We start from the raw sequence: 25,529 nt of genomic DNA on the forward strand, positions 1-25,529 counted from the left end.
CAATATGACAACAAGAAAAAACAAGTAGAAAAGACCCTTATACATGTTCTACGCTCCTCATTCAATATCTAACGTTATTTTACAGGATTCGTGACTTTTCTACAATAAAAGTGCTAAACAATTTTTATTTTCGGCCGAGAGCCGAACGTTGTCATTTTTTGCGCTTTCCCAGGCAATAATTTCATCGCCCAGCTTTTCTTAAGAGCCGGTTTTCTCGCTTGTCAAGTTCCACAATGTCTCGTTCACTTAAAGACGATTGTGATAACAATGTTTGGGTAATGGAAAGGGCTGCTTTTGGATCCTTTTGACGGTGTTCTTCATACTTTGCTAGCTCTACACCCGCTTTTAATCTTACATGAACATCACTTGATTCAAATAGACGCCTCCATATGCATGCCGCTTCATCCCATTGTTTTAATCGCTTGTACTGTAATGATAGATCATAAGCTGCTTGATCCGCATGCTCAAACGCTGCTCCCGTTAATTCTTGCAGGTGCTTTGTTGCTTCCTGCACATCACGGTGAGCAAGATGCCACTTAGCTAATGCATATTTCTCATCGTCTTCCTTCACCGCATCTTTGGATAAGATTTTTTTAGACAAATGAATGTAGAGACTGATTAACGATAAGACATCAAGTTCATTGTGAGTCAAAATTCCTTCAATCAGTTTCGGGTTTTGTTCCTTTAAAAAGTGAAAATAGATCATTGGTGCGAGGAACCCCGGTGTATCTCCCTCCCGATTGACGTGCAGTTCCTCTTTTTCTACAACCGAAAGAGCCATACGCTCATATTTATGTTTCCACAATCTCCTTGACCCATGCAGAAGGTCAAAATGACCAAATTCAGGTAGAGCAGGTATTTGATCGCGTAATAATGTATGCCTCGTTTTGACTTGAGGCCAGTCAAATGATTTTCCATTATATGTCACAAGTGATTCAACATCCACCTCACTAAGAAAGCTATTGTAAAGTGCCGCTTCATTTCCTGGATTCGTGAGCAGATGTTGTTTTACCACTACTTTATCTGAATAAACTCTCGCATGCCCAAGCAGAAAAATCATATTTCCCGTTCCGCCAGACAGTCCTGTTGTTTCTGTATCGAAGAAAAATAGCTCGTGAGGCTTGTAGCCTTTTGCAGAAAGAGAATGCTGAATCTCACTTTTGTTCCATGCACTCACCATCTCCGGCAGTTCTGCAAATGAATATCGACCATGCTGATGGTCAAGTGGATAGGTCACTTCCCGAATGAGGCAGAAAGAGTCTTCAAAGTAGTAAGGAGCTGCACTTAATTCCCCCCACTCTTTTAGAAATGGAATGGTTTCAGCCGTCACAGTGTGCGTTTGTCCCTCTTTTACTGCCACACGCTTTTCATCTGACTGATTGTGCGACAGGTGTTTTTTCATTCTGTTTAATTTTCCTTTTAATGACATGAGTACGTCTATTCCCCCTTCCCTTAAAATCCTGCCATCAATTGAATGATCCTGCTTTTTCCATCGATCTCTTTCATTTCCATGCCAATACAAGATGGACAGCCGTTCTCGCAGCTGCATCGCTCAATCAGCTGAGTGGCTGCACGGGCAATTTCATCAAAGCGAGCCTGCACCTCTTTACTTAAACCGATTCCACCTGGGTAATGATCATATAAAAATACGGTCGGTTTCCCGGTATGGGCTGCCTTTATTTGAGAAATGACATGAATGTCTGAACGGTCACACATGACAAACGCCGGAACAATATGCTGAAGAACATTGGCAATACCGAGCAAGAGTTGTTCAAGTGTTTTTTCTTCAAATGTCCGCTCTGCTTCATGTAATTCAAACCAAGCAGCACTCGTATGAATCTCTTCTTCAGGTAAGTGAATCGGGCCGGAACCGATATTTTCCCCAGTTGATAATCGAATTTTTTTGAAAATGGTCGGCATTGCATTGACGGTCACATCACCGTAGTGAACAGATACCGCTTCCTTCTCTGTTGTCTGATCAATTTCAAGCACCTTGAGCTGAACCGCTAAATTCGCATCTGTATAGTATTCTACATCGACTTGTTTCACATAAGCCTTAAGATGCTCATAATCTAGCTTTTCCACTTGATACTGAACCCCTTCATGTAAATAAATCGCTTCATCATGAAGTAAGGTCATCGCACTGAATCGATCCATCTCCCCAATAATTCGAACGTTCGCTACATCAGATTGATCGACAATGACGACATTTTCCTGACTTGCAGATCTCAGACTGATGCCATGAGCCGGGAACGATTGATCTGACCAATAATAACGGTTCCCGCTGAAATGAAGAACCCCTTCTTCATGTAAGTATTGCAAGATTTCTTCTACTTCCATACTGCCAAACTGTTCATCTTCTCGAAACGGTAGCTCGTAGGACGCACATTTTAGATGATCGACTAGGATGATAAGGTTCTCAGGATTGATTCTTGCCGATTCAGGTGGTCTGTTAAAGAAGTATTCAGGGTGTCTGACAATATATTGGTCAAGTGGCGATGAGCTTGCGACCATGATAATGAGTGCTTCCTCATGACGCCTTCCAGCTCGTCCAGCCTGCTGCCACGTACTCGCTACACTGCCAGGATATCCGGTCATGATACAGACTTTTAGCTGTCCAATATCTACTCCTAATTCTAGTGCGTTTGTGCTGACAACACCGAGAATGTCTCCTTCCCTTAAGCCTTTTTCAATCATGCGCCGCTCTTTCGGCAAATAGCCCCCGCGGTAACCACGGATCGATTTAGGACCAATTTCTTTTTTCACTAGTTCTTGAATATGACTTAGGATGACTTCAACTCTTACCCTACTTCTAGCAAAAACAATCGTTTGAATTTTTTCTTTTAAAAATGTTTTAGCGAGCTGATTCACAACAGTGGCCGCACTTTGTCTAATATTTAATGGCTTATTGACGACTGGCGGGTTGTAAAAGACAAAATTCTTTTTACCGCTAGGTGCTCCGTTTCGTTCAATGAGATGCACCTTGCTTCCGGTCAGCTGCTCTGCAAGCTCTTTTGGATTCGCAATGGTCGCTGAAGTACAAATAAAGGTCGGGTCACTTCCATAAAATGCACAAATTCGCTTTAGTCTGCGAATGACATTGGCAACATGACTGCCAAACACGCCTCGATATGTATGAAGCTCATCAATGACAATATACTTTAAGTTCTCAAATAAACTGACCCATTTCGTATGGTGAGGCAAAATCGCTGAGTGCAGCATATCTGGATTTGTAATGACAATATGTCCTGCCTGTCTGACGCGCTGGCGAATCGCTGGGGAGGTGTCCCCGTCATAGGTTTCACTGTGAATTGGAACATCCATCTCATGAATGATTTCGTTTAATTCACTTTTTTGATCTTGCGCGAGTGCTTTTGTTGGAAATAAATAGAGGGAGCGGCTTGTCTGATCTTCTGCGATCGACTGAAGAACTGGCAGATTGTAGCAAAGCGTTTTACCTGAAGCTGTAGGTGTCACAGTCACCACATTCTCACCATCCATCACACGTTCAAAGGCTTCCTTTTGATGAATGTATAGTTCGCTCACACCTCTTTTTTCAAGCGCCACTTTGAGCCTGTCATTTATTCTTTCAGGAATTGGAGAAGTCAGTGCAGGCTTCGCTTCAATTTCATGCCAATGCTCGACCTGTTCTTCTTTTTTTAAATCTTCTATGAGTTCGTTCATTGTTTTCTTCTTCATCTGGTATCCACCTCTCATTCTAGTGTACCGAATATTTGTTTGCATGACTAGGCGGCAATTTTTTGATGCACCGCTTGTGAGCAAATATTTTGATGTGTTGTAACAATATCTATTACACTTCTATAGTGAAATGATTTTATTAAGGAAGAAGATGATGAGATTGAAAAACGAATTTAAGCCTTTATTTGAACCTTTTACATTTCCAGGGGGTGCCTCTATTGATGGCCGTTTAGTCGTTGCACCAATGACACACTTCGGTTCTCATGAGGATGGCACGATCTCAAAGGAAGAAATTGATTTTATCACCGCTAGATCAAGCGAAATGGGCATGGTCATCACCGCATGTGCAAACGTGACGCCAGATGGTAAGGCGTTTGAAGGACAGCCTTCTATTGCAAGAGATGAAGATATACCTGGCCTTCAAAAACTTGCTTCTGCGATTCAAGCGAAAGGAACAAAAGCCATTATGCAAATTCATCATGGCGGCTCTCAGGCTCTCCCTCATTTAGTCCCAAACGGTGATGTCGTTGCGCCAAGTGATGTATTTAAAGATGGAAAACAAATTGCGAGAGCTTTGACAGAAGAAGAAATTCCTCACATCATCGACTCATTTAAAGAAGCAGCAAGGCGCGCAATCCAAGCGGGATTTGATGGGATCGAAATCCATGGAGCGAACGGATATTTATTACAGCAATTCTACTCCCCGCATAGTAATCAGCGTACAGATCAATGGGGCGGAAGCGAAGAAAAGCGTCTCGCATTTCCAATTGCAGTAGTAGATGCAGTGAAAGAAGCAATCAAAGAGCATGTAACAAAACCATTTATCTTTGGGTATCGATTATCACCTGAAGAACCAGAAACACCTGGTTTAACCATGACAGAAACATTTACTTTAGTGGACGTACTTAAGACAAAAAACCTTGATTACTTGCATATTTCTTTAATGGAGATTGACGCTAAAGCAAGACGTGGTGCTGATACAAGTAAGACGCGGATGGAGTTATTAAAAGAGCGCTGTGGTGACACGCTTCCACTCATCGGCGTCGGCAGCGTCATTACAGCTGAGGATGCACTGAATGCATACAATCAAGGGATTCCACTCATCGCTGTTGCAAGAGAAGTCATTGTTGATCCCGATTGGGCAGTAAAGATTAAAGAAGGCAGAGAAAACGAGATTGAAACCGTCATTAAACGCAGTCAAAAAGACAAGTACATGATTCCAGAGGGTTTATGGACTGTCATGGAAGCAAGTAAAGGCTGGGTTCCAATGGAGGATTAATGTCCTCAATCAAAAAACTACCCTATCAACTCAGGGTAGTTTTTTTTGGATTATTTCATTTTCACTGTAAAAAGCTTGGACGTCTGCTTTTCTACAGAGCCCTTAGGTTCTTTGTCAAGATGTTCTACTAAATCACCATTCATGATGACAATTGGTGTCACTGTGCTTGCCGCTTTTTCTTCAATCAGCGCTAAATCACACGTAATGAGAGGATCACCTGCTTTCACTTTATCCCCTTCTTTTATGTGTGCTTCAAAGCCTTCACCATTTAATCCAACCGTTTCAAGTCCGATATGAATCAGAAGCTCAAGCCCCGAGAGTGTTCGAATCCCAATTGCATGTTTTGTATGGAAGAGTTGAATAATTTCACCATCTACTGGTGACACAATGGTGCCGTTTTTTGGTTTTACAGCTACGCCGTCTCCCATCATCTTTTGAGAAAAAACGGGATCTGGTACATCGGTCATATCCATTAACTCTCCATCAACTGGAGAATAAATGACTTCTTCCTTTACATCATCTTGGTTTTTTCCGAAACCGAATAATTTTTTCAGCAATGTTCATTTGCTCCCTTCAAGCTTTGCTTCTAGATCTATTCAGCGTATAAACCTTCACGCCCATACACCTTGCTTCATTCAACACTATTTAATCATAATTTTTTCCTCTCATCAATTGATAACCGCCTGAGCCCCTTTTGCATAGGCTGTAGATGAGAGGTGATTCAAATGAAACATGAAAGTGAAAAGAAACACGAGTTGTTAGCAAATGAAGACATTTTATATGAAGCGATTGAACAATTTTTTGCATCATCGCCGTTTCACGACATTTTAAATAGTGCAGAGGCGCTGATGACCACGAGCCATTCACTTGCATCCATTACAACCGATGTGACAGAAGATGATCAATATGTATACATTGAGATTCGATTTCCAGACCATTTTGTCGAAGGTGATATCGCACTAGAAGTGAAAGCGCAATATTTACACTTATCGGTACAGGAAAAAATCAAAACAGACACGACTTCCTCCTATTCGAGCTTTACCAAAACCATTTTAATGCCTGCAAAAATAGATGAAACCAATATGAAGAGCGTTTGGAAAGATCAATCACTTCGTGTGACTGCGCCAAAACAAACAACCCAATAGATGTATATCTATTGGGTTTTGCTATGCTTTAAAAATACTAGTAAATCCTTTCGCCAATGAGCCCACTTGATTCATTGTACTCATCATTTGTCCAGCAGTATCAAACATTTTATTAAAATCGTATTGCCCATTCGTTTTTTTAAATTGTGACAGCACACTTTTAAATTGAGATGATTGCTGTTTTTGCGGCCTTGGCAAAGGATAAGGATTCATAGGCTGCTGCATAGGCATCATGCCCGGCGGCTGCATTTGCGGCTGATTCATTGCTTCAGGCTGCGGCTGATAAGGCTGGAAGTTTTCCTGATATCCAAAAGGCGGCTGATAGCCTGCAGACGGCGGCTGGTTCATTTCACCTTGATATGGGGGCATGAAATATTCTGGAGGCTGCGGAGGCTGCTGCATATCTGGATACGGAAAAGGCCGTTGCTGAAATTGATTCATTTCATAAGATGGCTGGTTTGAATAAGGGAACACGTATCTCGCTCCTCTCGCTCTGAAAACATATTGAAGTCAATGATATATTATGTTCAGGAAGCAGAAGATGTGCCTACAGCAGCCATAAGAAAAACGCAGGCTGTTTCATCAGCTGCGTTTGTTGATTTCTTCTATTAAAAGGTTCAGTGTATAAATCACTGACTCAACTAAATTTTTCACACGAGGTGCATGCTGTTTGCCAAAATAAGATTGCAGCACAACCTCTTTTCCATTTTCTTGGACGGCTTCAAGCTGTTCTTGATGTAAGTATCTAGGTTTGGCCTGATGAATAAATGAGGTAGCAGCAGTAAGCCACTCTTCCATTTGCTGATCAAATTTGACAACGGCCGGCTGAATATCGTTGTAAAAATCATAATCTGGGTATTCCTCTTCTGCCTTTCCCTTTAGGTACTGCTCGTATGCTTCTTCGATCCACGTGATCAAGTCTTGTGTATGTTTAAGTAATGTTTGATTATCCAAAGTGTTCACCTCTATGAACCATCCTATCAAACGTTTACTTATTGCTCAAATAGAAAAGCTATCCGGCGTGATATGCGGGTCTTGCCTGCAGCTTATACTCTGCTGCATGAATTTTCAATTCACATTCCTTCACTTCAGATTCAAGACGGTCAATGATTTGTTCTTGCTCCTCTACGGCAGCGTTTTTTGTTTTTTTGACAGCTAAAGACAGTTCTTCTTCCACCTCATCAATCTTTCGCTCAATTTCCTCTAACAATTGCATAATGGATTCTTTTGATACAAATTCGCTCATCATCAGATTCCTCCTTTATCATCTCTCGTTACATTCTCTTTTCTTTTACTCCCTCCTTCATACATGACAAAACTAGAACTAAATCGCCAATCTAAGTGAAGATAAGCGCAATTTCTTCCATTTCGACACGTGCTTGTCCTTCTTTGTATGATCGCGTCCGATTGTGTAAATTCTAAGGACAAAGGAGGTAGATGTCATGAAAAAGCAGCAAGCACCAAAAGAGCAAAAAACAAAAGGGAAAGAAAACAGTACAGATCAGCTTGATAAAAAGCTCGGCGGCCCTAACCGTCCATCCACGTAAAAAAAGCAGGTACCCCCTGCTTTTTATTTATGCAAAAAATAGTGTTCTAATGAGAAAAGAAAACGAAGCTGCCTTTTTTTATGAAAATACCAGTCGGTCAGCTCAATTTGTTTTGGTAAACGCTCTGCTTCAAACAAGGATGGACTCAATTTCTTTTGAAACCAATCTTCCCTTTGATCGTCTAATGAATGTGTCATGACTGGATACACCGTTCTGAGGAAAGGGCTTGACCTTCGCGCAATCCCTAAAAACGGTTCAAAATCAAATCGAGATCCCGTATGCGGCACGGTATGCAAAAAATGATAAAAATCCGAAAACAAATCGGCTCGAAACAATAGTTTTGCTAGTTTTTTCCCTAACGTAATGCGCTCTTTTACTTGGGAAAACTTTCGTATGGTTAACCCATACAAATGCCCGTCTACTGTCGGAAAAACGACGGTTTGAAAATGTGCCCACTCGCTGAAAAGATATTGAATCGAGTGAAAAACATTCTTTTTCAGGAGAGGATTTTGTATAATAGGAGATTGTATAGTATATTGTTCATTTATGATGAGTGCATGCAGCAGTCGCTCTGTGTCACGCGTTTGCCAAAATCGTTCCCACTCAGCGCTCATAAAACGAGACACACCGAAATGGGGCAGCAGATGAAATAAAGGTTTACGGCACCTTTTTGACCATTCATACAAGAGAAGCTGCGGGTAAGCATCTGAAAAGATCAGCCAATTCGCTCTTTCATATGCTGTAAAGAACAGATGCCCTTGCTGATCCGTTAAACCCGGATGGAAGAGCTCGCCTTTTAAATCTGTCATCGACCATCCAGCATTTCTGGAGACAAAAGAAGCAAGCAGAGACCATTTCATCTCTGGATGACGGTCATAAAAGCGCTTGTACGCATTTGTCCTTGTCAGGTTGTCCTTATTTTTCGCTTTCGTTTCATGTAAAATATGCTGGGTAATCATGTGCTCTTGTTGTGACAACATGGTGATCTCTCCAATACAAAATGCATTAAAAGGAGGCTGAAACTTGATGATTCGGTATCCTAACGGAAAATCGTATCAGCCCATTCAACAAATTGGGACAAAAAAAAGAATCAGCGGCGAATCATCTTATAGTAACCGCGGGATGACGCTTGAAGCTGACTTAAATGAAACGAACCAGTACTATTTGGTCAACGGGATCGCAGTCATTCATAAAAAGCCTACCCCTGTTCAAATTGTCAATGTGGATTATCCAAAAAGAAGCGCTGCTGTCATTAAAGAAGCCTATTTTAAACAATCCTCCACAACAGACTACAACGGGGTATACAAAGGGCGTTATATCGATTTTGAAGCAAAGGAAACCAAAAGCACCACCTCGTTTCCACTCAAAAATTTCCACGACCATCAAATTGAGCATATGAAACAGGTTGAAAAGCAAGGCGGTATTTGTTTTGTTATTATATCCGCATTTGGTTCCGTTTATTATTTGTCCGCTACTGACCTCTTCTTCTTTTGGGAGCGGCAGCAGCAAAACGGCCGAAAATCCATTAGCAAAGATGAATTAATGGAAGCAGGTCACCTCATGACACTTGGATATTCGCCAAGAATTGATTATATTAAAGTAGTGGAGACACTTCATTTTTCGGATGACAGCAAGCAACATTTACGTTCGAAAAAGGTTTAACACGAAAGGTTGAGATGTGATGTCTGATCAATTTACAAGTCGTGAACAGCGACGTAAAGCAAGTCAAGAAAACAATAAGAAGCAAAAGAACAAAAAAGGCAAAAAGAAAGCAGGTCTATTTAAAAAAATATTTTTATCTTTACTCGTGATCGGTCTTCTTTGTTTAGTAGCCGGAATCACAACTTTTGCCGTTTTTGCATCAAGCGCTCCTTCTATTGATGATAGCAAGCTAAAAACGCCGTATTCTTCAAAACTTTACGATAAAGACAAAAAAGTCTTTGCAGAAGTCGGGGCGGAAAAAAGAACGTATGTCTCAATTAAAGATATACCCGACGTGGTAAAAGATGCGTTTATTGCCACTGAGGATGCACGTTTTTATAAACACCACGGGATTGATCCTATCCGTATTGGCGGTGCTCTTGTCGCAAACGTCGAGGACGGTTTTGGAGCAGAAGGTGGAAGTACGATTACACAGCAGGTTGTGAAGAACTCCCTGCTTAACAATCAAAAGACGTTAAAACGTAAAGTTCAGGAAGTGTGGCTCTCGATTCAGCTTGAGCAAAAATACTCTAAAGATGAAATTTTAGAAATGTATTTAAACCGTATTTTCTTCTCTCCTTATGCTTATGGTGTTGGGAAAGCGGCTGAACAATTTTTCGGAGTGACAGATTTAAATAAACTAACTGTAGCACAGGCTGCTACACTTGCGGGTATGCCGCAAAGTCCTTCTGCCTATAACCCTGTGAAACATCCAGAGGCAGCGGAAAAACGCCGTAATATCGTTTTAGGCCTAATGAAAAAACAAGGCTATATTTCAGAAAAAGAGTATGAGGAAGCAAAAGCAACACCTGTCAGCAAAACCGTTGTTTCAGCTGATAAATATAAGAGTCAAAACTCAAGTAAGTACTCTGCTTATATTGAAGAAGTCATGGAAGAAGTACAGAAAAAAGCCAAAGTAGATGTATCAACAGATGGATTAAAAATCTATACTTCTCTTGATCGAAAAGCACAGGATCATCTGGATGACATCATCAATGGGGATTCAGCCGGATTTACGAAAGGTATGCAAGCTGGAGTCACCCTGCTAGATACAAAAAATGGTGAAATTCGTGCCATTGGCGGTGGACGTGATGTACCAGCCGGCGGCTTTAACTATGCCACTGATGCAAAACGCCAGCCGGGATCTACAATCAAACCAATTTTAGATTACGGCCCTGTAATTGAAAACAAAAAATGGTCAACATATCAGCAAATTGATGATGCGCCTTATACGTACTCTAACGGTACACCAATTAACAACTTTGACAGAAGACACTTAGGGAAAATGTCGATGAGAAGTGCTTTGGCACAATCACGAAACATCCCTGCTTTAAAAGCTTTCCAAGAAGCTGGTACAGATAATGCTGTTCAATTCGCCAATAACTTAGGTCTGGACTTACCTTCTGACATTCCTGAGTCTTACTCAATCGGCGGATTTGACGAAGGTGTCTCTTCACTTAAAATGGCTGGTGCATTTAGTGCATTCGGTAACAACGGATACTATAATGAACCGCATGCCGTAACGTCTGTTGAATTTAATGACGGAACGAAGCTTGACTTAACGCCAGACTCTAAAGCAGCCATGAGTGATTACACTGCATTTATGATCACAGATATGCTGAAAACTGCTGTACAATCTGGAACAGGTACACTCGCACAAGTACCGAATGTTCAAGTAGCTGGTAAAACAGGTACAACCAACTTTACACAAGATGATATTAATAAATACAACATCCCTTCTGGCGGTGCGAAAGATTCATGGTTTGTCGGTTACACACCGCAATACACAGCAGCTGTGTGGACCGGAATCGGCAACTCAAAAGATGCAGACGGCAAAATGTGGCTCACGGATTATGAGCAGCGTGTTGCCAAAGTGGTCTTCCAGAAATTAATTTCTCAAATTGATGATGGAAGCGGCTCATTTGAAAAGCCAGACAGTGTCGTTGAAGCAACGGTTGAAAAAGGATCAGATCCAGCGAAGTTAGCTGGACCAAACACACCAAGTGATAAGAAGACAACGGAATACTTCGTCAAAGGAACTGTCCCAACAAAAGTTTCTGACACATATGAAAAGAAAGAAGCTGACAAACCATCTGACTTAAAAGCGGTGTATGATGAAGAGAAAAAATCGATTACACTCACTTGGGGTTATGATGACGATGCAGATGCAACATTTAATGTGAAGCAAGCGATCGATGATGGCGGCTATAAAGACATTCAAAACAGCTCTTCTAAAGAAGCCGTCATCTCTGATGTAAAGCCAGGATCCACCTATAAATTCCAAGTGACAGCGACTGTAGACGATGTCACAAGTAAAGCTGCTTCTACCTTCCTCACCATTAAAGATGACGAAGAAGAGGAAGAAAAAGCAGATGATGAGAACAAAGAAGAAGAAGAGCCACAGCAACCTGATGATGAACAGACAGATCAAACAGATGATAATCAAAACCAAGGCACTGATGAGCAGAAGCCTGATGATAAAAAAGATCAAGATCAAGGCGGAAATACCGAAAACGGCAATGGCGGTTCAAGTGATGGCTCAGACAGTACTAATGGGAACAGCAACTCACAGAGCGATACCAATAAAGATAAAAAGAAAGACGACGAGAAAGCCAATTCTCAAAGCTCAAATACTCAGTCAAATTCTACTTCTCGCAAAGAAGACGAATAACAAAAAAGCACTTGCCCTATGTGGCAAGTGCTTTTTTAACGATTTTGTTTAAGCTTTCTGAGTGCTTCGTATTTTCCATACTGCTTTTTGAGCTCTGTGTATAACTCGTCCAATTGAATAAAGCAATGATATTGGGTAGGTTTAAGCAAAATAAACTCTAATCGTTCTGTCCAGTTAATGGGGGCTACTGGAAACGTCTGATGTTTGATTTCCTCCCAATCAATGGTTTGAAGCTTCTCTCCTTTGATCCAGTAAAACATTGCAATCATACTGACAATGCCTTGCAGCATATCATCCTCTTCACACCGAGATTTTCTCGTTTGAAAGCGAGGAAGCATGTTGTCTTTTAATTCATTCCACAGATCAAACATCAAAGGAACAAATTCTTCCGTTTTCTGCCACGGTTGCTCATCTAGTAAAGGTTCTGAAGATAGATCAAATGCGAGTGGATTGTTTCTTAATATATCCTTCTTTTCGCCGCTTACCTCTACCTTTTTCTCTTTTAGCTTTTCGACATATGAGGTGAAAACAGCTGCCCCGCTCATGCCAGCTTCACCAGCCCTTTTTTCAGCCTCTTCTGCCCTTCTCTACACATATCAAGAAGTGGACAAGATTCACACTGTGGCCGCTGCGCCTTACAGTGATATCTACCGAAAAAGATGAGACGATGATGGGTTACGGACCAATCCTCTTTTGGCACCTTCTTCATTAAGGTTTGCTCTACCTCAAGAACAGAATCCTTCCAGCGGCAAATCCCAAGTCGTTTGCTTACGCGCTCGACATGTGTATCTACTGCAATGGCGGGAATTCCAAAAGCGACAGACACAACGACATTTGCTGTTTTCCGCCCAACTCCTGGGAGCTTGATTAGCTCATCTCGATCTCTTGGCACTTCACCGCCATAATCTTCAATCAGCATTTGGCTTAATTTTTGAATGTTTTTTGCCTTATTACGATAAAGACCGATCGAACGAATATCCTGCTGCAACTCTTCAAGCGGCACACTTAAATAGTCTTCTGGTGTTTTATATTTTTGAAATAGATGTTTGGTCACTTTGTTCACTAGAACATCTGTACATTGCGCTGAAAGTGCGACAGCAATCACTAGTTCAAATGGATTGGAATGAACAAGCTCACACTCAGCCTCTGGAAACATATCCCCTATAATATCTAAACATTCATTGATTTGTTTTTTTGATAACATGCCTTCTCCTTTATTGGTTATTGTTCCAGCCAATTATAAAAAGGAACTTGTCGTTTATATGAAGATGTTTCTTCTTTTGAAGGTGGGGCTTTTTGCTGCGAACGGAAATGCTGGCTATGCTCTTTCGCTTCTTCCGCTGTTTTCAGCCCTTTCTTTTTCCACTCAAATAAAATTCGATCGATATAGCGAAAATTTAATTTTCCGGATAAAACGGCTTCTCTTAGAGCAAGACGAATCATCTCAGCATCATGATGGTCTTGATCCATCCAGATCGAGAGTGTTTCCCCTTCAAGAGGAGAAAGTGGTCTACCAAACTCATCTTCAAATAGCGCATATAAAGACTTTTCAGCCTGCACATGATTCTTTTGTACGTCTTTCGCCTGTTTTGCTTCTAAAAAGTCATACAGCACACCCCATAAGGGTTCTACCGAGTACCGGTCATGCTGAATACCAGACCTGTCTTCAAACGGCTGGATCGAAATAAACCCTTTTTGAATCAAATACTGCACCATATAAGCACATTCTTCGGCCGAAATGGTCATACCATGTGAAAGCTCTTCAAATGTCTGAAAAAAGACGCCTTGTTCTTCATTCATTTTAATCTTTAACATGACCATCATTTGTGATTCATTCAGTCCTAATTGCTCATAATGAGCAATTAGCAAATTAGGCAAACTGGTCGAACCCATTTTCTGCATATCTATAAATTGCTGCCTTTTCATCGGATACACCTCTTCACTTTCAGTATATCACGTTTTCTCATACGTGCTGTCCTTAAGACGTTTGAAAAAGCCTCCATATATTGGAGGCTTTCACGTCTTAAGGATATAAACGGTTTAATAATCTTGGGAATGGAATTGTTTCACGCACATGCGGCGCTCCGCTAATCCAAGCAACTGTTCGTTCAAGTCCAAGACCAAAACCTGAATGTGGTACAGAACCATACTGTCTTAATTCTGTGTACCATTTGTACGTTTCTTGATCTAGCCCATGTTCTTTTAGTCTTGCTTCAAGCAGATCTAAATCATGAACACGTTCAGAACCGCCGATAATCTCGCCATAGCCTTCTGGCGCAATTAAATCTGCACAAAGGACGACATCATCACGGTCTGGTGCAGGCTGCATATAAAATGGTTTTAATGAGGTTGGGTAATGAGTGATAAAGACTGGTTTATCATAGCTTTCGGCGATCGCTGTTTCATGCGGCGCACCGAAGTCATCTCCCCATTCGATGTCATCAAATCCTTTATCCTGCAAGAATTTAATCGCTTCATCATATGTGATGCGCGGGAATGGTGCTTTGATGTTTTCTAATTTTGCTGTATCACGGCCAAGTGTGTGCAGTTCTACTTTACAGTTTTCAAGTACACTTTGAACAACGTGAGACACATAATTTTCTTGGTACTCAAGGTTCTCATTAAATTCAACAAATGCCATCTCAGGCTCGATCATCCAGAACTCGATTAAATGACGTTTTGTTTTCGATTTTTCTGCTCTAAATGTTGGACCAAATGAGAATACTTTTCCGAGTGCCATTGCAGCAGCTTCCATGTAAAGCTGTCCACTTTGAGAAAGGTATGCATCTTCATCAAAATATTTAGTAGCAAACAGCTCTGTTGTTCCTTCTGGAGCACTTCCTGTTAAGATTGGCGGATCCACTTTCACGAAACCTTCTTGATGGAAAAACTCATATGTAGCACGAATAATTTCATTACGGATTTTCATAATGGCATGCTGTTTTTTAGAACGCAGCCATAAATGACGGTGATCCATTAAGAATTCTGTTCCATGTTCTTTTGGTGTAATTGGGTAATCTGTTGCTTCGTGAATCACTTCAATGGATTTCACTTGTAATTCAAAACCAAGTGGTGAACGCTCATCTTTTGTTACTTGTCCTGTGACATAGACCGATGTCTCTTGTGTCACTGATTTCGCAAGCTTAAAGACTTCCTCTTCCACCTCTGCTTTTACAACGACTCCTTGAATAAAGCCTGTCCCGTCGCGAAGCTGCAAGAATGCAATTTTCCCGCTTGAACGTTTATTGGCAATCCATGCGCCGATTGTTACTTCTTCATCGACGTGTTTGAACACTTGATTAATAGTTGTTTTCAACATATTTCCCTCCAAAGCCAGAAAGAAACTCACCTTGTTAAATAGGTGTGATTCTTTTTTCATACATTTTATTATAACCGTTCTAAATCAGCATGGTCAACGCAAGACAGAAGAAACTACGGTGTTAAATTTTTTTCCACTCGTCCTGTCGTAAAATCAACATAGCTGAAACTATATTGGCTGTTCTCATTTAAGTACGTTACTTCCCAAAGGAGGACGTCACCTTCTCTTGCTAATTGAACATTTTTCAGCTTAGAAATGGTGTTCTCCTTTTGAACGGCTTGTACTGCTTGGTTTGAAGTAATGCCTTCTTTTGCTTTTTTAGCAATGACTTTTTCTTTTTTGCTGGCAGGTACCCACACATAGATCGCTTCGTTTTGTTTGTTTTTACCTTCCACAATAAATTGCTTTTCTTTCCCAACAAAGGTATCCACTTGCTCTACTTGTGCCAATGATGCTTGCTTTTTTGCTCGTTCAATCGCTGCCTCATGACCTTCTTCTTTTTGACCCATGGCCATTTGATAAATCCACGAAAAGCTAATGATGCCAATGAGTAAAACGAGCGCAGCAACGGATGAAATAATCCAAACTATTTTTTTCATGTCAAGCTTCCCCTATGTGCGATATATGGTAAATATCGCTTGATTTTGATCTTCTTGATCTAATGCTAATCCAAACATAAGATCTTCCCTTTTAAGCGTTCTGTTCAGCAAATCGACGATTTTGTATAGGTCTTCTGAATGCTTAATTTGAACAGTTGAAAGTACCTCTATTTTACTTTCCACTTCTAATTCCTCCTCGGTACGTAAATATTGTTAGTCATACTTTTCAATGTGAGAACCGATACTATTTTTACAACGGAACATAAAAAGCCGTTACGATAAATTAACTCCAAACCCACACCAGTGAAAGGCCGCTTATGACAGCGGCTTTTCGTTGTTAAGCTTTTCTATATACGCCTCAAGCGACTCTTTGGACATCTCGTGAACTGGCGCATGATGAAGTGATTCTAAAAATAGTTTTCCATACGAAGCGGTTTTCACTCGGCGGTCTAAAATCAGCAATGTTCCAATGTCTTTTTCCGAGCGCAGCAAGCGGCCGGCTCCTTGCTTAAAAGTTAACACAGCTTCCGGGAGAGAGACGGCTTTAAACGGATTCTTCCCCTGTTTTTTTGCCGCTTCACATTTTGCTTCAATGAGCGGTGAATCGGGCGGTCGGAAAGGAAGCCTTGCCATAATGACGGTCGTTAGCTCCGAGCCAGGAAAATCCACACCTTCCCAGAAACTCCCTGTTCCTAGCAAGATGGCTTGCTTCGCCAATTTGAACATTTTTGTCAATTTTACAGGGCTCCCGCCCGTCAAACCTTGAGCAAACAAGGCCGATTGCATACCTTCTGATTTCAGCTCTTCATACACTGCTTTTAACATCTCATGTGAATTAAATAACACCAATATTTTCGCTTGATCCTGCTTTTCCATGATCTTAATATATGTTGCAGCTTGCTTCACATAATCGCGTTCATCACGGTTTGTGATCGGCGGCATGTCAGCCGGTACAACGACCTTAAGCTGTTTTTCAAGTTCAAAAGGTGAATCAATTTGGACAAGGTGTGGGTAAAAATCTTGCAGGCCAAATCGTTCCAAGCAATAATCAAAGCGTCGATTGATGGTGAGCGTCCCTGATGTGAGGACGACGCTTTTTTTGTTCATAAAAAACCGATCAGCTAGCAGCTCCCCTGTATCTAGCGGCTGCGCGTGCATAAAGACAGCATTCTTGGCACCCTTTGCATCAATCTCAATCCAAACGGTTTCATCATTGTTTGGTTCAAAGATAAACCGGTACAGCGTACTGCAGAATGTCTGCATAAACGACATCACTTGATCGTATTCTTCTGCTTCAAATGCAAAGTGTTCTATGAACTGATCACTTTTGTGAAGCAGCTCATTTTTTTGCTGCTCATACAGTTTCTCACAAGCAATCAATAACGAACAAAGCTTACTCGCTGATTCTTTAATTCGGACCCACTGAGCATGTTTTGAATGATGACGGACTCTATGAATGAGACGATTGATGTCCGCTTTTGGTTTTGTCCTTTTGACAAAAGAATGAACGGTACTAAAAAATGCGTCACTTTCCATCTGCAGCTGCTGAAGATACTCGTCCATTTCAATAAAGGTGTCAGTTGATAAACCTGCCCCATGAAATCTCTTTTTCAATTTCTTAAGCAGCCCGCCATGCAAAGAGCCAAGCTGCGTTAATTTCGCATGAAGCTGGATATAAGACGCACTGTCACCTAGCGTTTCATTGGCTGTTTTTTCAAATTGGTGGGCCTCATCAATCACATAGACGTCTGCATCCTGAAAGATAGAGGCTCCTTCCGTTTGGGATAAAAGTAGACGGTGATTCGTCAAAATTAAGTCAGCGGTTTGAGCCTTTCGTTTAGCCCGTTCATAAAAACAATGTTCTTTAAAACGGCGTTTTTTCGATGTAAATGGCATGTGTACACAAGAGATACGGTCTTTTATATTTGCAGCTCCTGACGGTAAATTCAGTTCAGACAAATCACCTGTTTCAGTGACAAGGAGCCACATTAAAATTTGCGCTTTTGTTAAGACAACATCATAGTTATCATCTTCCTCATGCAGCACATGCTCAAACTTATCTAAACAAATATAATGTGCCCGCCCTTTAAACACACAGGCGGCTGGCTCAAATGGGAGCAATTGCTTGAGTAGCGGAACATCGCGCTGAAGCATTTGCTGCTGTAGTAAAATAGAATATGTACTGATAATGACAGGTTTTCCTGATTTCTTTGCTTCTAAAGCAGCTGGTATAAGATAAGCGAGTGTTTTCCCGATTCCCGGCGCCGCTTCAATTAACGCATAAGCTCTTTCATGGAACGCATCTCTTACTTTGTTCATCATCGTGAGCTGGCCTTCTCTTACTTCATAGCCTTCTAATGTTTGAGGAAGCTTCTCTTTTATCTCCTGAAACAGCTGCTCGTCGTCAGCGCCTACTGCATATGTCGATTCAGTGATCGGATTGGTCACATCTTTCACAGCAAAAGATCCTACTTCTACAAGCGAATCATCCTGACTCGTGTGATTGGTTTCAAGCTGCTTAATTAAAAGTCCTATATCACTTAGAAGATAAGAGGATAATCTGCGCAGCTGTTTTAACACATTTGGCGGTGTATTCCTTAATTGATGTAATAAGGTTAAAAATAACATGGCAGTAACTTCCGCATCACTATCCGCTCTGTGCGGGTGGTCATGTGGAAGCATGAGCTCTTCGCTTAATTCAGTTAACTTATAACCTTCAAGCTCAGGATAAAGAATTCTAGAAATTTCAACCGTATCAATCGCTAGCACATCCAGCTCATTTTTCCCGCATGCTTTTAGTTCATCGTTTAAAAAGTTCAAATCAAAATGAACATTGTGCGCAACAAAATAAGCGCCCTGTATGAGATCATACACCTCTTGGGCAATGTCCTCAAAAAACACCGCGTCATCAACCATGTGCTGCTTAATACCTGTCAGCTGTTCAATAAATCCAGGAATCGTTTTCCCTGGGTTCACATATTTTGAATACCGTTCGACAATTTGTCCATTTTCAATGACCACCGCAGCAATTTGAATGATTTTATCACCTTTTTTTGGTGAATTCCCGGTGGTTTCAATATCAACGACAACAAACCTTTGATCGGTCATAAAATGGACACCTCAATTCCTCGTTCCACTCATAGTGAAACACACTCTGGGCAATATAGCTGAAACAGAACAGCTTCCTTATGATGAAACTGTTCTGTTTCCATGTGAGCGTGCGTTATAAAATCGTTCTCGCAGGCTCTTGCCCAATCATTTGTTCAATTTGATTTTGTTTATTTAACACGACCACTTTAGGTGTGTGCGATTTCGCTTCTTCCTCTGACAACATCCCATAAGCGATAATAATGACTTCATCTCCTGGCTGAACCAATCTTGCTGCCGCACCATTTAAACAAATGACACCGCTCTTTCTTTCTCCAGGGATGATATATGTTTCAAGTCTAGCACCATTGTGATTATTGACAATTTGCACTTTCTCATTTGCCATCATGCCTGCCGCATCAAGCAAATCTTCGTCGATAGTAATACTACCTACATAGTGTAAGTTTGCTTCAGTCACTGTCGCTTTATGAAGTTTCGAGGTCATAAAAGTTCTATACATGTTTTTCACCGCTTTCAGGAACATGGAAAATCACATTATCAATCAGTCTTGCCCGGGAGAACTTCACAGCAATGGCAATGATCACTTGCCCCGTTAAGTGCTGAAGGGGTTCAAGCTCTGGATAGGAGTAAATGTCAATATAATCGATTTCTCCACTCGTTTGAAGAATCTCCTCTTCCACTAATTGATAAATACGATTTACATCATGTTCACCCTTTTCTACAGCTGTCTGTCCTTTTTTTAATGCCCGGTATAAAGCAGGTGCTTCTTGCCTTTCTGTTTCAGACAAATACACGTTTCTTGAACTTTTCGCTAAACCGTCTTCTTCTCGAACAGTAGGAACAGACACAAGGTGAAGATCAAAAAAGAAATCCTTGATCATCGCATCGATAACAGCGACTTGCTGTGCATCCTTTAGACCAAAGTATACATTGGTTGGTGCGACAAGGTGAAACAGCTTTGTGAGCACCGTGACAACGCCGTCGAAGTGTCCTGGGCGTTTCTTCCCGCATAAGACGTCTGTACGCTTTTGAACAGTCATCGTAATCGATGGCTCATCTTTGTACATTTCCTTCACATCAGGTGTAAATAATATATCTACTCCAGCTTCTTCAGCAAGACGCTGGTCTCTTTTCATATCTCTTGGATAGGATTCAAAGTCTTCATTCGGTCCAAATTGCAATGGATTGACAAAGATGCTCATCACCACAATGTCATTTTGATCTCTTGCTTCTTTTGCAAGCGTAAGATGTCCTTCATGAAGGAAACCCATTGTAGGGACAAATCCAATGGAATGCTGCTTCTTTTGATGCTGCTTGATCATTTCTTTTAATTCATGAATATGGGAAACAACCTTCATTCCTTGATCCCCCCATATAAACCATCAAGGACTTCTTCTTTCATATGAAAGGTATGAGCATCCTCTGGGAATGTGCGTGCTTTTACTTCTTTTGTATATTGTATGAGCGCTTCTTCTAATACAGCATCGATTTGCGCGTATTGTTTCACAAATTTAGGTGTTCTAGACACGCCGTACCCTACCACATCATGGTAAACGAGAACTTGTCCATCTGCTTCAGCCCCTGCCCCAATTCCGATCACAGGAATCTTTAGCATGTCAGTAATCCGTTTTGTCAGTTCACCAGGTACACACTCTAACACAAGGGCGATGGCACCTGCTTCCTCACATTTCAGACTATCTTCAATCAATTTCTGTGCACTCTCTTTGTCTTTTCCTTGCACTTTATAGCCGCCAAGGACACCGACTGATTGAGGGGTGAGCCCTAAATGGCTTACAACAGGAATACCGCCTCTTGTAAGTGCTTGAATGGATTCAAATACTCCATCTCCACCTTCAAGCTTTAAGGCATCAGCACCGCTTTCTTGCATAATGCGTGCTGCATTTTTCATCGTTTCTTCTAATGAATAATGATAAGACATAAATGGCATATCCGTCACAACAAATGTGTCTTTTGCGCCTCTTTTGACTGCTTTTGTGTGATGAATCATATCATCCATCGTCACTTGCACTGTGGAATCAAGTCCAAGGACAACCATCCCAAGTGAGTCACCAACTAAGATCATGTCGACTTCCGCTTTTTCCGCTTGCTTTGCAGCTGGATAGTCGTATGCTGTCAGCATCACGATAGGTTCGTTTTGTTCTTTCATTTTGAAAAAATCTAACTTTGTCTTCATTTGTTCCTCCTCATTCTGGAGAGGAGATGGCTTGTCTGATCTCACACGCTTTTATCTCTCATGTGCAGACGAATCATCCCTCTGTCCAAGTCCCTTAGGATCAAGGCAGAAATTTATCGAATTTTTCTTCCTAACAGGTACAGTTCTTTTTCAGATACTGCCCACACGAAGTATATCAAAAATGTGCCGGGTGTTCCACTTAAGTTGACTTGATCTCAATGTCAGCGGAGTAGATGTTTTGGATTCCGCCCTCCGTTTCGAGTAAGAGAACGCCTTCATCGTTAATCCCAAGCGCCGTTCCAGCATATTGTCCATTGACGGTGCGTGCGATGATACGTTTTCCAATGGTCATCGCATACGATTCCCATAATTGTTTGATCGGAGCAAAACCATATGTCATATATTCATCATACCTTTTTTCAAAGGTGGACATGATGGTTTGAATCAGTGCCGCTCTGTCTACCTTTTGACCAAGCTCCATTCGCAAACTCGTCGCAACATCCTTTAATTCTTCAGGAAAATCATTTGCCGTCTGATTCACGTTAATGCCTGGGCCAATAATGACTGCGTGAACTTGGTCAGCTTCTGCTTTTAATTCAGTCAAAATACCAACGACCTTTTTTCCGTTTAGCAAAATATCGTTTGGCCATTTGATCGATGGACTGAGACCCGTTTGCTGCGCTATGGCTTCAGCGATCGCGACAGATGCTAAAAGCGTCATTTGCGGCGCTTTGTGCAACGGTATTTCTGGCCGGAGAATCAAACTCATCCATATGCCTGTCCCATTTGGTGAGTGCCACGTTCTTTGAAGGCGTCCTTTTCCGTTTGTCTGATGATCACTGACAACAAGCGAGCCGTGCGGGGCTCCTTTATTGACGAGGTCATGGGCAATGATCTGAGTTGAGGCGACTTCTTCTTGAAAATAAATATGCCTGCCAAACAGCTCTGTTTCCAAACCAAACAGAATTTCGTCTTCACTAATTTTGTCCGGTTTACGAAGCAGCCGGTATCCTTTTCTTCTGACCGCTTCGACCTCATATCCCTCTTTTCGCAAATCCTCTATATGCTTCCATACTGCCGTTCGGGAGCAGCCAAGCTCATCACATATTTGCTGGCTTGAGACAAAATCTTGCTCAGATGCTGTAAATAGTTCAATTAATCGTTTTCTAATCGCTGATCGCACGCTATGAGCCACTCCTCTATGGCTTCTTTTCGGTTTTCAAGCTGGTTTTGCAAAACGGCTTTTTTCACAAAAGCAAGCTCTTCTGCAATCCATTTACCAGCTGGCTTTTGCCGAAAGGCCATCAAATCTTTTCCTGACACTGCAAGGTCTTGAAGCTGTTTAATCGGCAGCGCATCATATGAACGTTTCGCCGCCTCCAGCTCATCAAAGAAAATGCGACGCTCATGTTTGAGCTGCGTGATTTTCATACTAGAAAGCAGGACATGTTCACCAGCTTCAAACATTTTTTCCGCATCCCAGTCACAATCAACATATTTGCTAATAGCAACGGCTTCTTTTAAAAGTTTCGTTGATAACTTCCATTCTTTTAAAAAGGACACCGCCTCCGCCTCATCTAGACCAAGTAAATGGATAAAGGCTCCCCACACCTCATCTAACCCATCCAATAAATAATACGGGAAAGCTTGGAACGTTTCATTCAGCTGATCCTTTTTGAGGCCGGGCAATTCTTCATACAATTTGGTGGAGATGAGCACCTTGATGGCTTGCTCACAGTAGCGGCCTTTTAAAAGTTTTTCCATTTCGATTTTTTTGCGTTCAACAGAGATGTTGGCAAGCAGATGTTTATCTTTTTTCATTGCTTCTTCCGTCTCTTTAGAAAGCTCAAACCCGAGCTGGCTTAAAAACCGCACCGCTCTCATCATCCGAAGCGCGTCTTCTTGAAAGCGGCACGCAGGATCTCCAACCGTTTGAATTCGTCTCCGCTTAATATCCCGCTTGCCGCCTACATGGTCAATGATGTCACCATGAATATCCATGGCTACTGCATTGATCGTTAAATCTCTTCTTAAAAGATCTTCTTTTAGTGATGAAATAAACGCCACTTCTTTAGGCCGGCGAAAGTCTTCATATTCTGATTCAGTCCGAAACGTAGTGACCTCATAGCTGACCCCGTCAAGTAAAACAATAACAGTGCCATGCTCTTTGCCGACATCTACTGTTTTATCAAATAAAGACTCCACCACATCAGGTGTGGCATCTGTCGCAATATCGATATCCCCAACTTCCCTGCCTAAAAGGACATCTCTCACCGCACCGCCGACAAAATAAGCTTGATACCCATGTTCGTGCAGTGTATGTAAAATAGGGATCGCATGTGTGAATGGTTCATTCATCTTCAACATCACCTTCGATCAATTCTAAGTAAAGCTCTTCATACTCTCTCACAATTTTGTCAGAAGAGAAATTGGCTTCCACACTAGACTTGGCTGCCATCGATATTTGCTGATGGAGCGCATTGTCTTTCAGAATAGTGATGGCATGTTTTGCTGCTCCATCTACATCACCAAGCGGAACAAGGAATCCTGTCTCTCCATGTGCAATCACCTCTGGAATTCCTCCAACGTCTGTTCCTATACAAGGTACTCCGCATGCCATTGCTTCAAGTAGTACAAGACCAAAACTCTCTTTCTCAGAAAGCAGCAGCTTCAAATCACTAATCGAATAGAGCTCCTCCACTTTCTCTTGCTTTCCTAAAAATAACACGCGGTCCGTTAATCCAAGCTTTTTCACAAGCTCGCAAACAACCGATTTTTCAGGTCCGTCCCCAATCAGTAGCAGTTTTGCATTCACCTGTTCAGAAATCTGTTTAAACACATGGATCACGTCATGCACCCGCTTCACTTTACGGAAATTTGATACATGAATGACGACCTTCTCATCCTGCAGAAGACCATAATGCGTCTTCAGCACTTCGTGATCTTCACGCAAATATACGCGCTCATCGACGAAATTATGGATCGTATCAATTTTTTTATTCGGTTTAATCAGATCGTATGTCTGCGCAGCTAATGAATGTGATACAGCCGTTACGCGGTCAGATGATTCGATCGCAAACCGGATGACTTCCTTTAAAGATGGGTCATAGCCTAAAACCGTAATATCCGTCCCGTGAAGCGTGGTGACGACTTTGACAGACTGTCCAGTCATTTGCTTAGCTAAGAACGCACAGACGGCGTGAGGGACCGCATAATGCGCATGAATAATATCAAGCTTCTCTCGTTTTGCCACTTCTGCGAGTTTACTTGCCAGTGCAAGGTCATAAGGCGGATATTGAAACACAGCATATTGATTGACATCCACCTCATGAAAATAAATATTCGGATACACTTTATTGAGTCTAAACGGAATACTTGAGGTAATGAAATGAACATCGTGCCCTTTTTCAGCTAAACGTTTTCCAAGCTCTGTGGCAATAATGCCCGAACCGCCAACACTCGGATAACAAGTGATTCCGATCTTCAATTTTTTCATAATTACCCCCCAAGTAAGTCATCGTCCATCAAAAGTGGCTTCTTTGTCAGAAACCCTTCTGCAAAAGGTTTATTGACTTCCCTTCCATACATCGACTCTCTCATTTTGACAAAATCAATATAACCATTTACAAGCGGTGTCTCCACTGAACTCTCTGTTTTGACAAATTGGCTTTTATACGCATGTAAGCTATCAATTTTTTGGTTCATCTCGTCTGAGATATCGATCACAAAATCTGGACGATGGTGGCCGTTAATCATGTAATAATACATCTGGCTTATTTTATGCGCTGGCTGCTTGTATGAATCTTCAAATTTATGTATACCTGCAGAAAAAGCGGCCTCTTCTACAAGTGAACCCGCATGACCATGATCAGGATGTCGATCTTGGTGGTGCGGGGCAAAAATAAGTCTCGGTTTGTATGTTCGGATGACACCTGCAATTTCTTTCATCGCTTCGTCATTGAGATAAAGTCCTCTATCTGGCAGCGTGAGCTGGATTCGAGTCGTGACGCCTAAAATGGCAGCGGCTGCTCTGGCTTCTTCTTTTCGGCTTTCAACCGTTCCATTTGAAGATAATTCAGCCTGAGTCAAGTCACAAATCCCAACACGTGCCCCTTTTTTTACGTATTTTGCAATCGTTCCACCCATACCGATCTCTACATCATCGCTATGGGCACCGAATGCAAGGATATCAAGTGGTTTCATGTGTTCCTCCGTTTTTTGCTACATCTCGAAAATCAAACGTACCTTTATTTAAATTCCTGACTAA

At 41.6% G+C, this 25,529-nt stretch carries 26 protein-coding genes; 5 read left to right on the plus strand and 21 right to left on the minus strand.

The genetic code is table 11. The annotated features are described in order from the left end of the window. Positions 1-181 precede the first annotated feature (181 nt). Together ACRRMM_RS01195 and ACRRMM_RS01200 are read right to left on the minus strand one after the other, a co-directional pair. On the minus strand, positions 182-1,429 hold the full coding sequence (locus ACRRMM_RS01195) for a ribonuclease H-like domain-containing protein (RefSeq protein ID WP_216894602.1): 1,248 nt from the start codon (positions 1,427-1,429) through the stop codon (positions 182-184). 23 nt (positions 1,430-1,452) lie between these two features. Next, positions 1,453-3,699: a DEAD/DEAH box helicase gene (locus ACRRMM_RS01200; RefSeq protein WP_428828415.1), complete on the minus strand. Its 2,247-nt coding sequence runs from the start codon at positions 3,697-3,699 to the stop codon at positions 1,453-1,455. A gap of 160 nt (positions 3,700-3,859) precedes the next feature. On the opposite strand from ACRRMM_RS01200, the gene ACRRMM_RS01205 reads away from it, so the two are divergent. Further along, positions 3,860-4,978 carry an NADH-dependent flavin oxidoreductase gene (locus ACRRMM_RS01205; RefSeq protein ID WP_024718533.1) on the plus strand — a complete coding sequence of 373 codons (1,119 nt, stop codon included), beginning with the start codon at positions 3,860-3,862 and terminating at the stop codon, positions 4,976-4,978. Positions 4,979-5,028: 50 nt separating this feature from the next. Here the strand turns inward: ACRRMM_RS01205 and ACRRMM_RS01210 are convergent, their stop codons facing one another. After that, positions 5,029-5,535 carry a PTS sugar transporter subunit IIA gene (locus tag ACRRMM_RS01210; RefSeq protein ID WP_008344623.1) on the minus strand — a complete coding sequence of 169 codons (507 nt, stop codon included), beginning with the start codon at positions 5,533-5,535 and terminating at the stop codon, positions 5,029-5,031. Between the two features lie 168 nt (positions 5,536-5,703). On the opposite strand from ACRRMM_RS01210, the gene ACRRMM_RS01215 reads away from it, so the two are divergent. After that, a complete protein-coding gene (locus ACRRMM_RS01215) occupies positions 5,704-6,123 on the plus strand; it encodes an Hsp20/alpha crystallin family protein (RefSeq protein WP_007500867.1) in 420 nt (139 codons plus the stop codon). A 21-nt stretch (positions 6,124-6,144) separates the two neighbouring features. Here ACRRMM_RS01215 and ACRRMM_RS01220 read toward each other — a convergent pair whose 3' ends face one another. The 3 genes from ACRRMM_RS01220 to ACRRMM_RS01230 form a co-directional block, all read right to left on the minus strand. After that, positions 6,145-6,597: a YppG family protein gene (locus ACRRMM_RS01220; protein WP_017359729.1), complete on the minus strand. Its 453-nt coding sequence runs from the start codon at positions 6,595-6,597 to the stop codon at positions 6,145-6,147. A gap of 108 nt (positions 6,598-6,705) precedes the next feature. Further along, positions 6,706-7,086, minus strand: a complete 381-nt coding sequence (locus ACRRMM_RS01225; RefSeq protein WP_414834338.1) for a YppE family protein — start codon at positions 7,084-7,086, stop codon at positions 6,706-6,708. Between the two features lie 49 nt (positions 7,087-7,135). After that, entirely contained in the window at positions 7,136-7,369 is a 234-nt protein-coding gene (locus tag ACRRMM_RS01230; protein WP_224563687.1) for a DUF5446 family protein, read from the minus strand. Between the two features lie 196 nt (positions 7,370-7,565). On the opposite strand from ACRRMM_RS01230, the gene sspM reads away from it, so the two are divergent. After that, positions 7,566-7,670, plus strand: a complete 105-nt coding sequence (gene sspM / locus ACRRMM_RS01235; RefSeq protein ID WP_017359731.1) for an acid-soluble spore protein SspM — start codon at positions 7,566-7,568, stop codon at positions 7,668-7,670. Between the two features lie 23 nt (positions 7,671-7,693). Here the strand turns inward: sspM and ACRRMM_RS01240 are convergent, their stop codons facing one another. Further along, entirely contained in the window at positions 7,694-8,650 is a 957-nt protein-coding gene (locus ACRRMM_RS01240; protein WP_047945924.1) for a DUF2515 domain-containing protein, read from the minus strand. Between the two features lie 46 nt (positions 8,651-8,696). On the opposite strand from ACRRMM_RS01240, the gene recU reads away from it, so the two are divergent. After that, positions 8,697-9,332: a Holliday junction resolvase RecU gene (recU, locus tag ACRRMM_RS01245; protein WP_017359733.1), complete on the plus strand. Its 636-nt coding sequence runs from the start codon at positions 8,697-8,699 to the stop codon at positions 9,330-9,332. A gap of 19 nt (positions 9,333-9,351) precedes the next feature. After that, a complete protein-coding gene (locus tag ACRRMM_RS01250) occupies positions 9,352-12,042 on the plus strand; it encodes a PBP1A family penicillin-binding protein (RefSeq protein ID WP_432450768.1) in 2,691 nt (896 codons plus the stop codon). A 35-nt stretch (positions 12,043-12,077) separates the two neighbouring features. Here the strand turns inward: ACRRMM_RS01250 and ACRRMM_RS01255 are convergent, their stop codons facing one another. The 14 genes from ACRRMM_RS01255 to bshB1 all read right to left on the minus strand — a co-directional run bounded on the left by ACRRMM_RS01255 (position 12,078) and on the right by bshB1 (position 25,465). After that, positions 12,078-12,587 carry a YpoC family protein gene (locus ACRRMM_RS01255; RefSeq protein ID WP_212338099.1) on the minus strand — a complete coding sequence of 170 codons (510 nt, stop codon included), beginning with the start codon at positions 12,585-12,587 and terminating at the stop codon, positions 12,078-12,080. Continuing rightward, positions 12,584-13,246: an endonuclease III gene (nth, locus tag ACRRMM_RS01260; protein ID WP_008344602.1), complete on the minus strand. Its 663-nt coding sequence runs from the start codon at positions 13,244-13,246 to the stop codon at positions 12,584-12,586. The genes ACRRMM_RS01255 and nth overlap by 4 nt, the downstream gene beginning before the upstream one ends. A 17-nt stretch (positions 13,247-13,263) precedes the next feature. After that, positions 13,264-13,968, minus strand: a complete 705-nt coding sequence (locus tag ACRRMM_RS01265) for a DnaD domain-containing protein (protein ID WP_008344601.1) — start codon at positions 13,966-13,968, stop codon at positions 13,264-13,266. 97 nt (positions 13,969-14,065) lie between these two features. Then, positions 14,066-15,358: an asparagine--tRNA ligase gene (gene asnS / locus ACRRMM_RS01270; protein WP_024718525.1), complete on the minus strand. Its 1,293-nt coding sequence runs from the start codon at positions 15,356-15,358 to the stop codon at positions 14,066-14,068. Between the two features lie 116 nt (positions 15,359-15,474). Then, positions 15,475-15,960, minus strand: coding sequence for a cell wall elongation/penicillin-binding protein regulator TseB (tseB, locus tag ACRRMM_RS01275; protein ID WP_017359736.1), 486 nt, complete (start codon positions 15,958-15,960; stop codon positions 15,475-15,477). 12 nt (positions 15,961-15,972) lie between these two features. Beyond that, positions 15,973-16,143, minus strand: a complete 171-nt coding sequence (locus tag ACRRMM_RS01280; protein ID WP_008344594.1) for a YpmA family protein — start codon at positions 16,141-16,143, stop codon at positions 15,973-15,975. Positions 16,144-16,275: 132 nt separating this feature from the next. Further along, entirely contained in the window at positions 16,276-19,068 is a 2,793-nt protein-coding gene (dinG, locus tag ACRRMM_RS01285; RefSeq protein WP_428828417.1) for an ATP-dependent DNA helicase DinG, read from the minus strand. A 115-nt stretch (positions 19,069-19,183) separates the two neighbouring features. Beyond that, on the minus strand, positions 19,184-19,567 hold the full coding sequence (panD, locus tag ACRRMM_RS01290; RefSeq protein ID WP_017359738.1) for an aspartate 1-decarboxylase: 384 nt from the start codon (positions 19,565-19,567) through the stop codon (positions 19,184-19,186). Beyond that, complete coding sequence (panC, locus tag ACRRMM_RS01295) at positions 19,560-20,426, minus strand: pantoate--beta-alanine ligase (protein ID WP_017359739.1); 867 nt, start codon at positions 20,424-20,426, stop codon at positions 19,560-19,562. The genes panD and panC overlap by 8 nt, the downstream gene beginning before the upstream one ends. After that, positions 20,423-21,262, minus strand: coding sequence for a 3-methyl-2-oxobutanoate hydroxymethyltransferase (panB, locus tag ACRRMM_RS01300; RefSeq protein ID WP_008344587.1), 840 nt, complete (start codon positions 21,260-21,262; stop codon positions 20,423-20,425). The genes panC and panB overlap by 4 nt, the downstream gene beginning before the upstream one ends. 199 nt (positions 21,263-21,461) lie before the next feature. Further along, positions 21,462-22,445, minus strand: coding sequence for a biotin--[acetyl-CoA-carboxylase] ligase (locus ACRRMM_RS01305; RefSeq protein WP_144610240.1), 984 nt, complete (start codon positions 22,443-22,445; stop codon positions 21,462-21,464). Continuing rightward, positions 22,418-23,620 carry a CCA tRNA nucleotidyltransferase gene (locus ACRRMM_RS01310; protein WP_035391671.1) on the minus strand — a complete coding sequence of 401 codons (1,203 nt, stop codon included), beginning with the start codon at positions 23,618-23,620 and terminating at the stop codon, positions 22,418-22,420. Before ACRRMM_RS01310 ends, ACRRMM_RS01305 begins: the two co-directional genes overlap by 28 nt. Continuing rightward, entirely contained in the window at positions 23,613-24,758 is a 1,146-nt protein-coding gene (bshA, locus tag ACRRMM_RS01315; RefSeq protein WP_008344584.1) for an N-acetyl-alpha-D-glucosaminyl L-malate synthase BshA, read from the minus strand. The genes ACRRMM_RS01310 and bshA overlap by 8 nt, the downstream gene beginning before the upstream one ends. A 2-nt stretch (positions 24,759-24,760) precedes the next feature. Next, positions 24,761-25,465 carry a bacillithiol biosynthesis deacetylase BshB1 gene (gene bshB1, locus ACRRMM_RS01320; protein ID WP_025207539.1) on the minus strand — a complete coding sequence of 235 codons (705 nt, stop codon included), beginning with the start codon at positions 25,463-25,465 and terminating at the stop codon, positions 24,761-24,763. Positions 25,466-25,529 lie beyond the last annotated feature (64 nt).

It is taken from the genome of Bacillus sp. XT-4 (assembly GCF_050864245.1).
GTDB lineage: Bacteria > Bacillota > Bacilli > Bacillales > Bacillaceae > Bacillus > Bacillus altitudinis.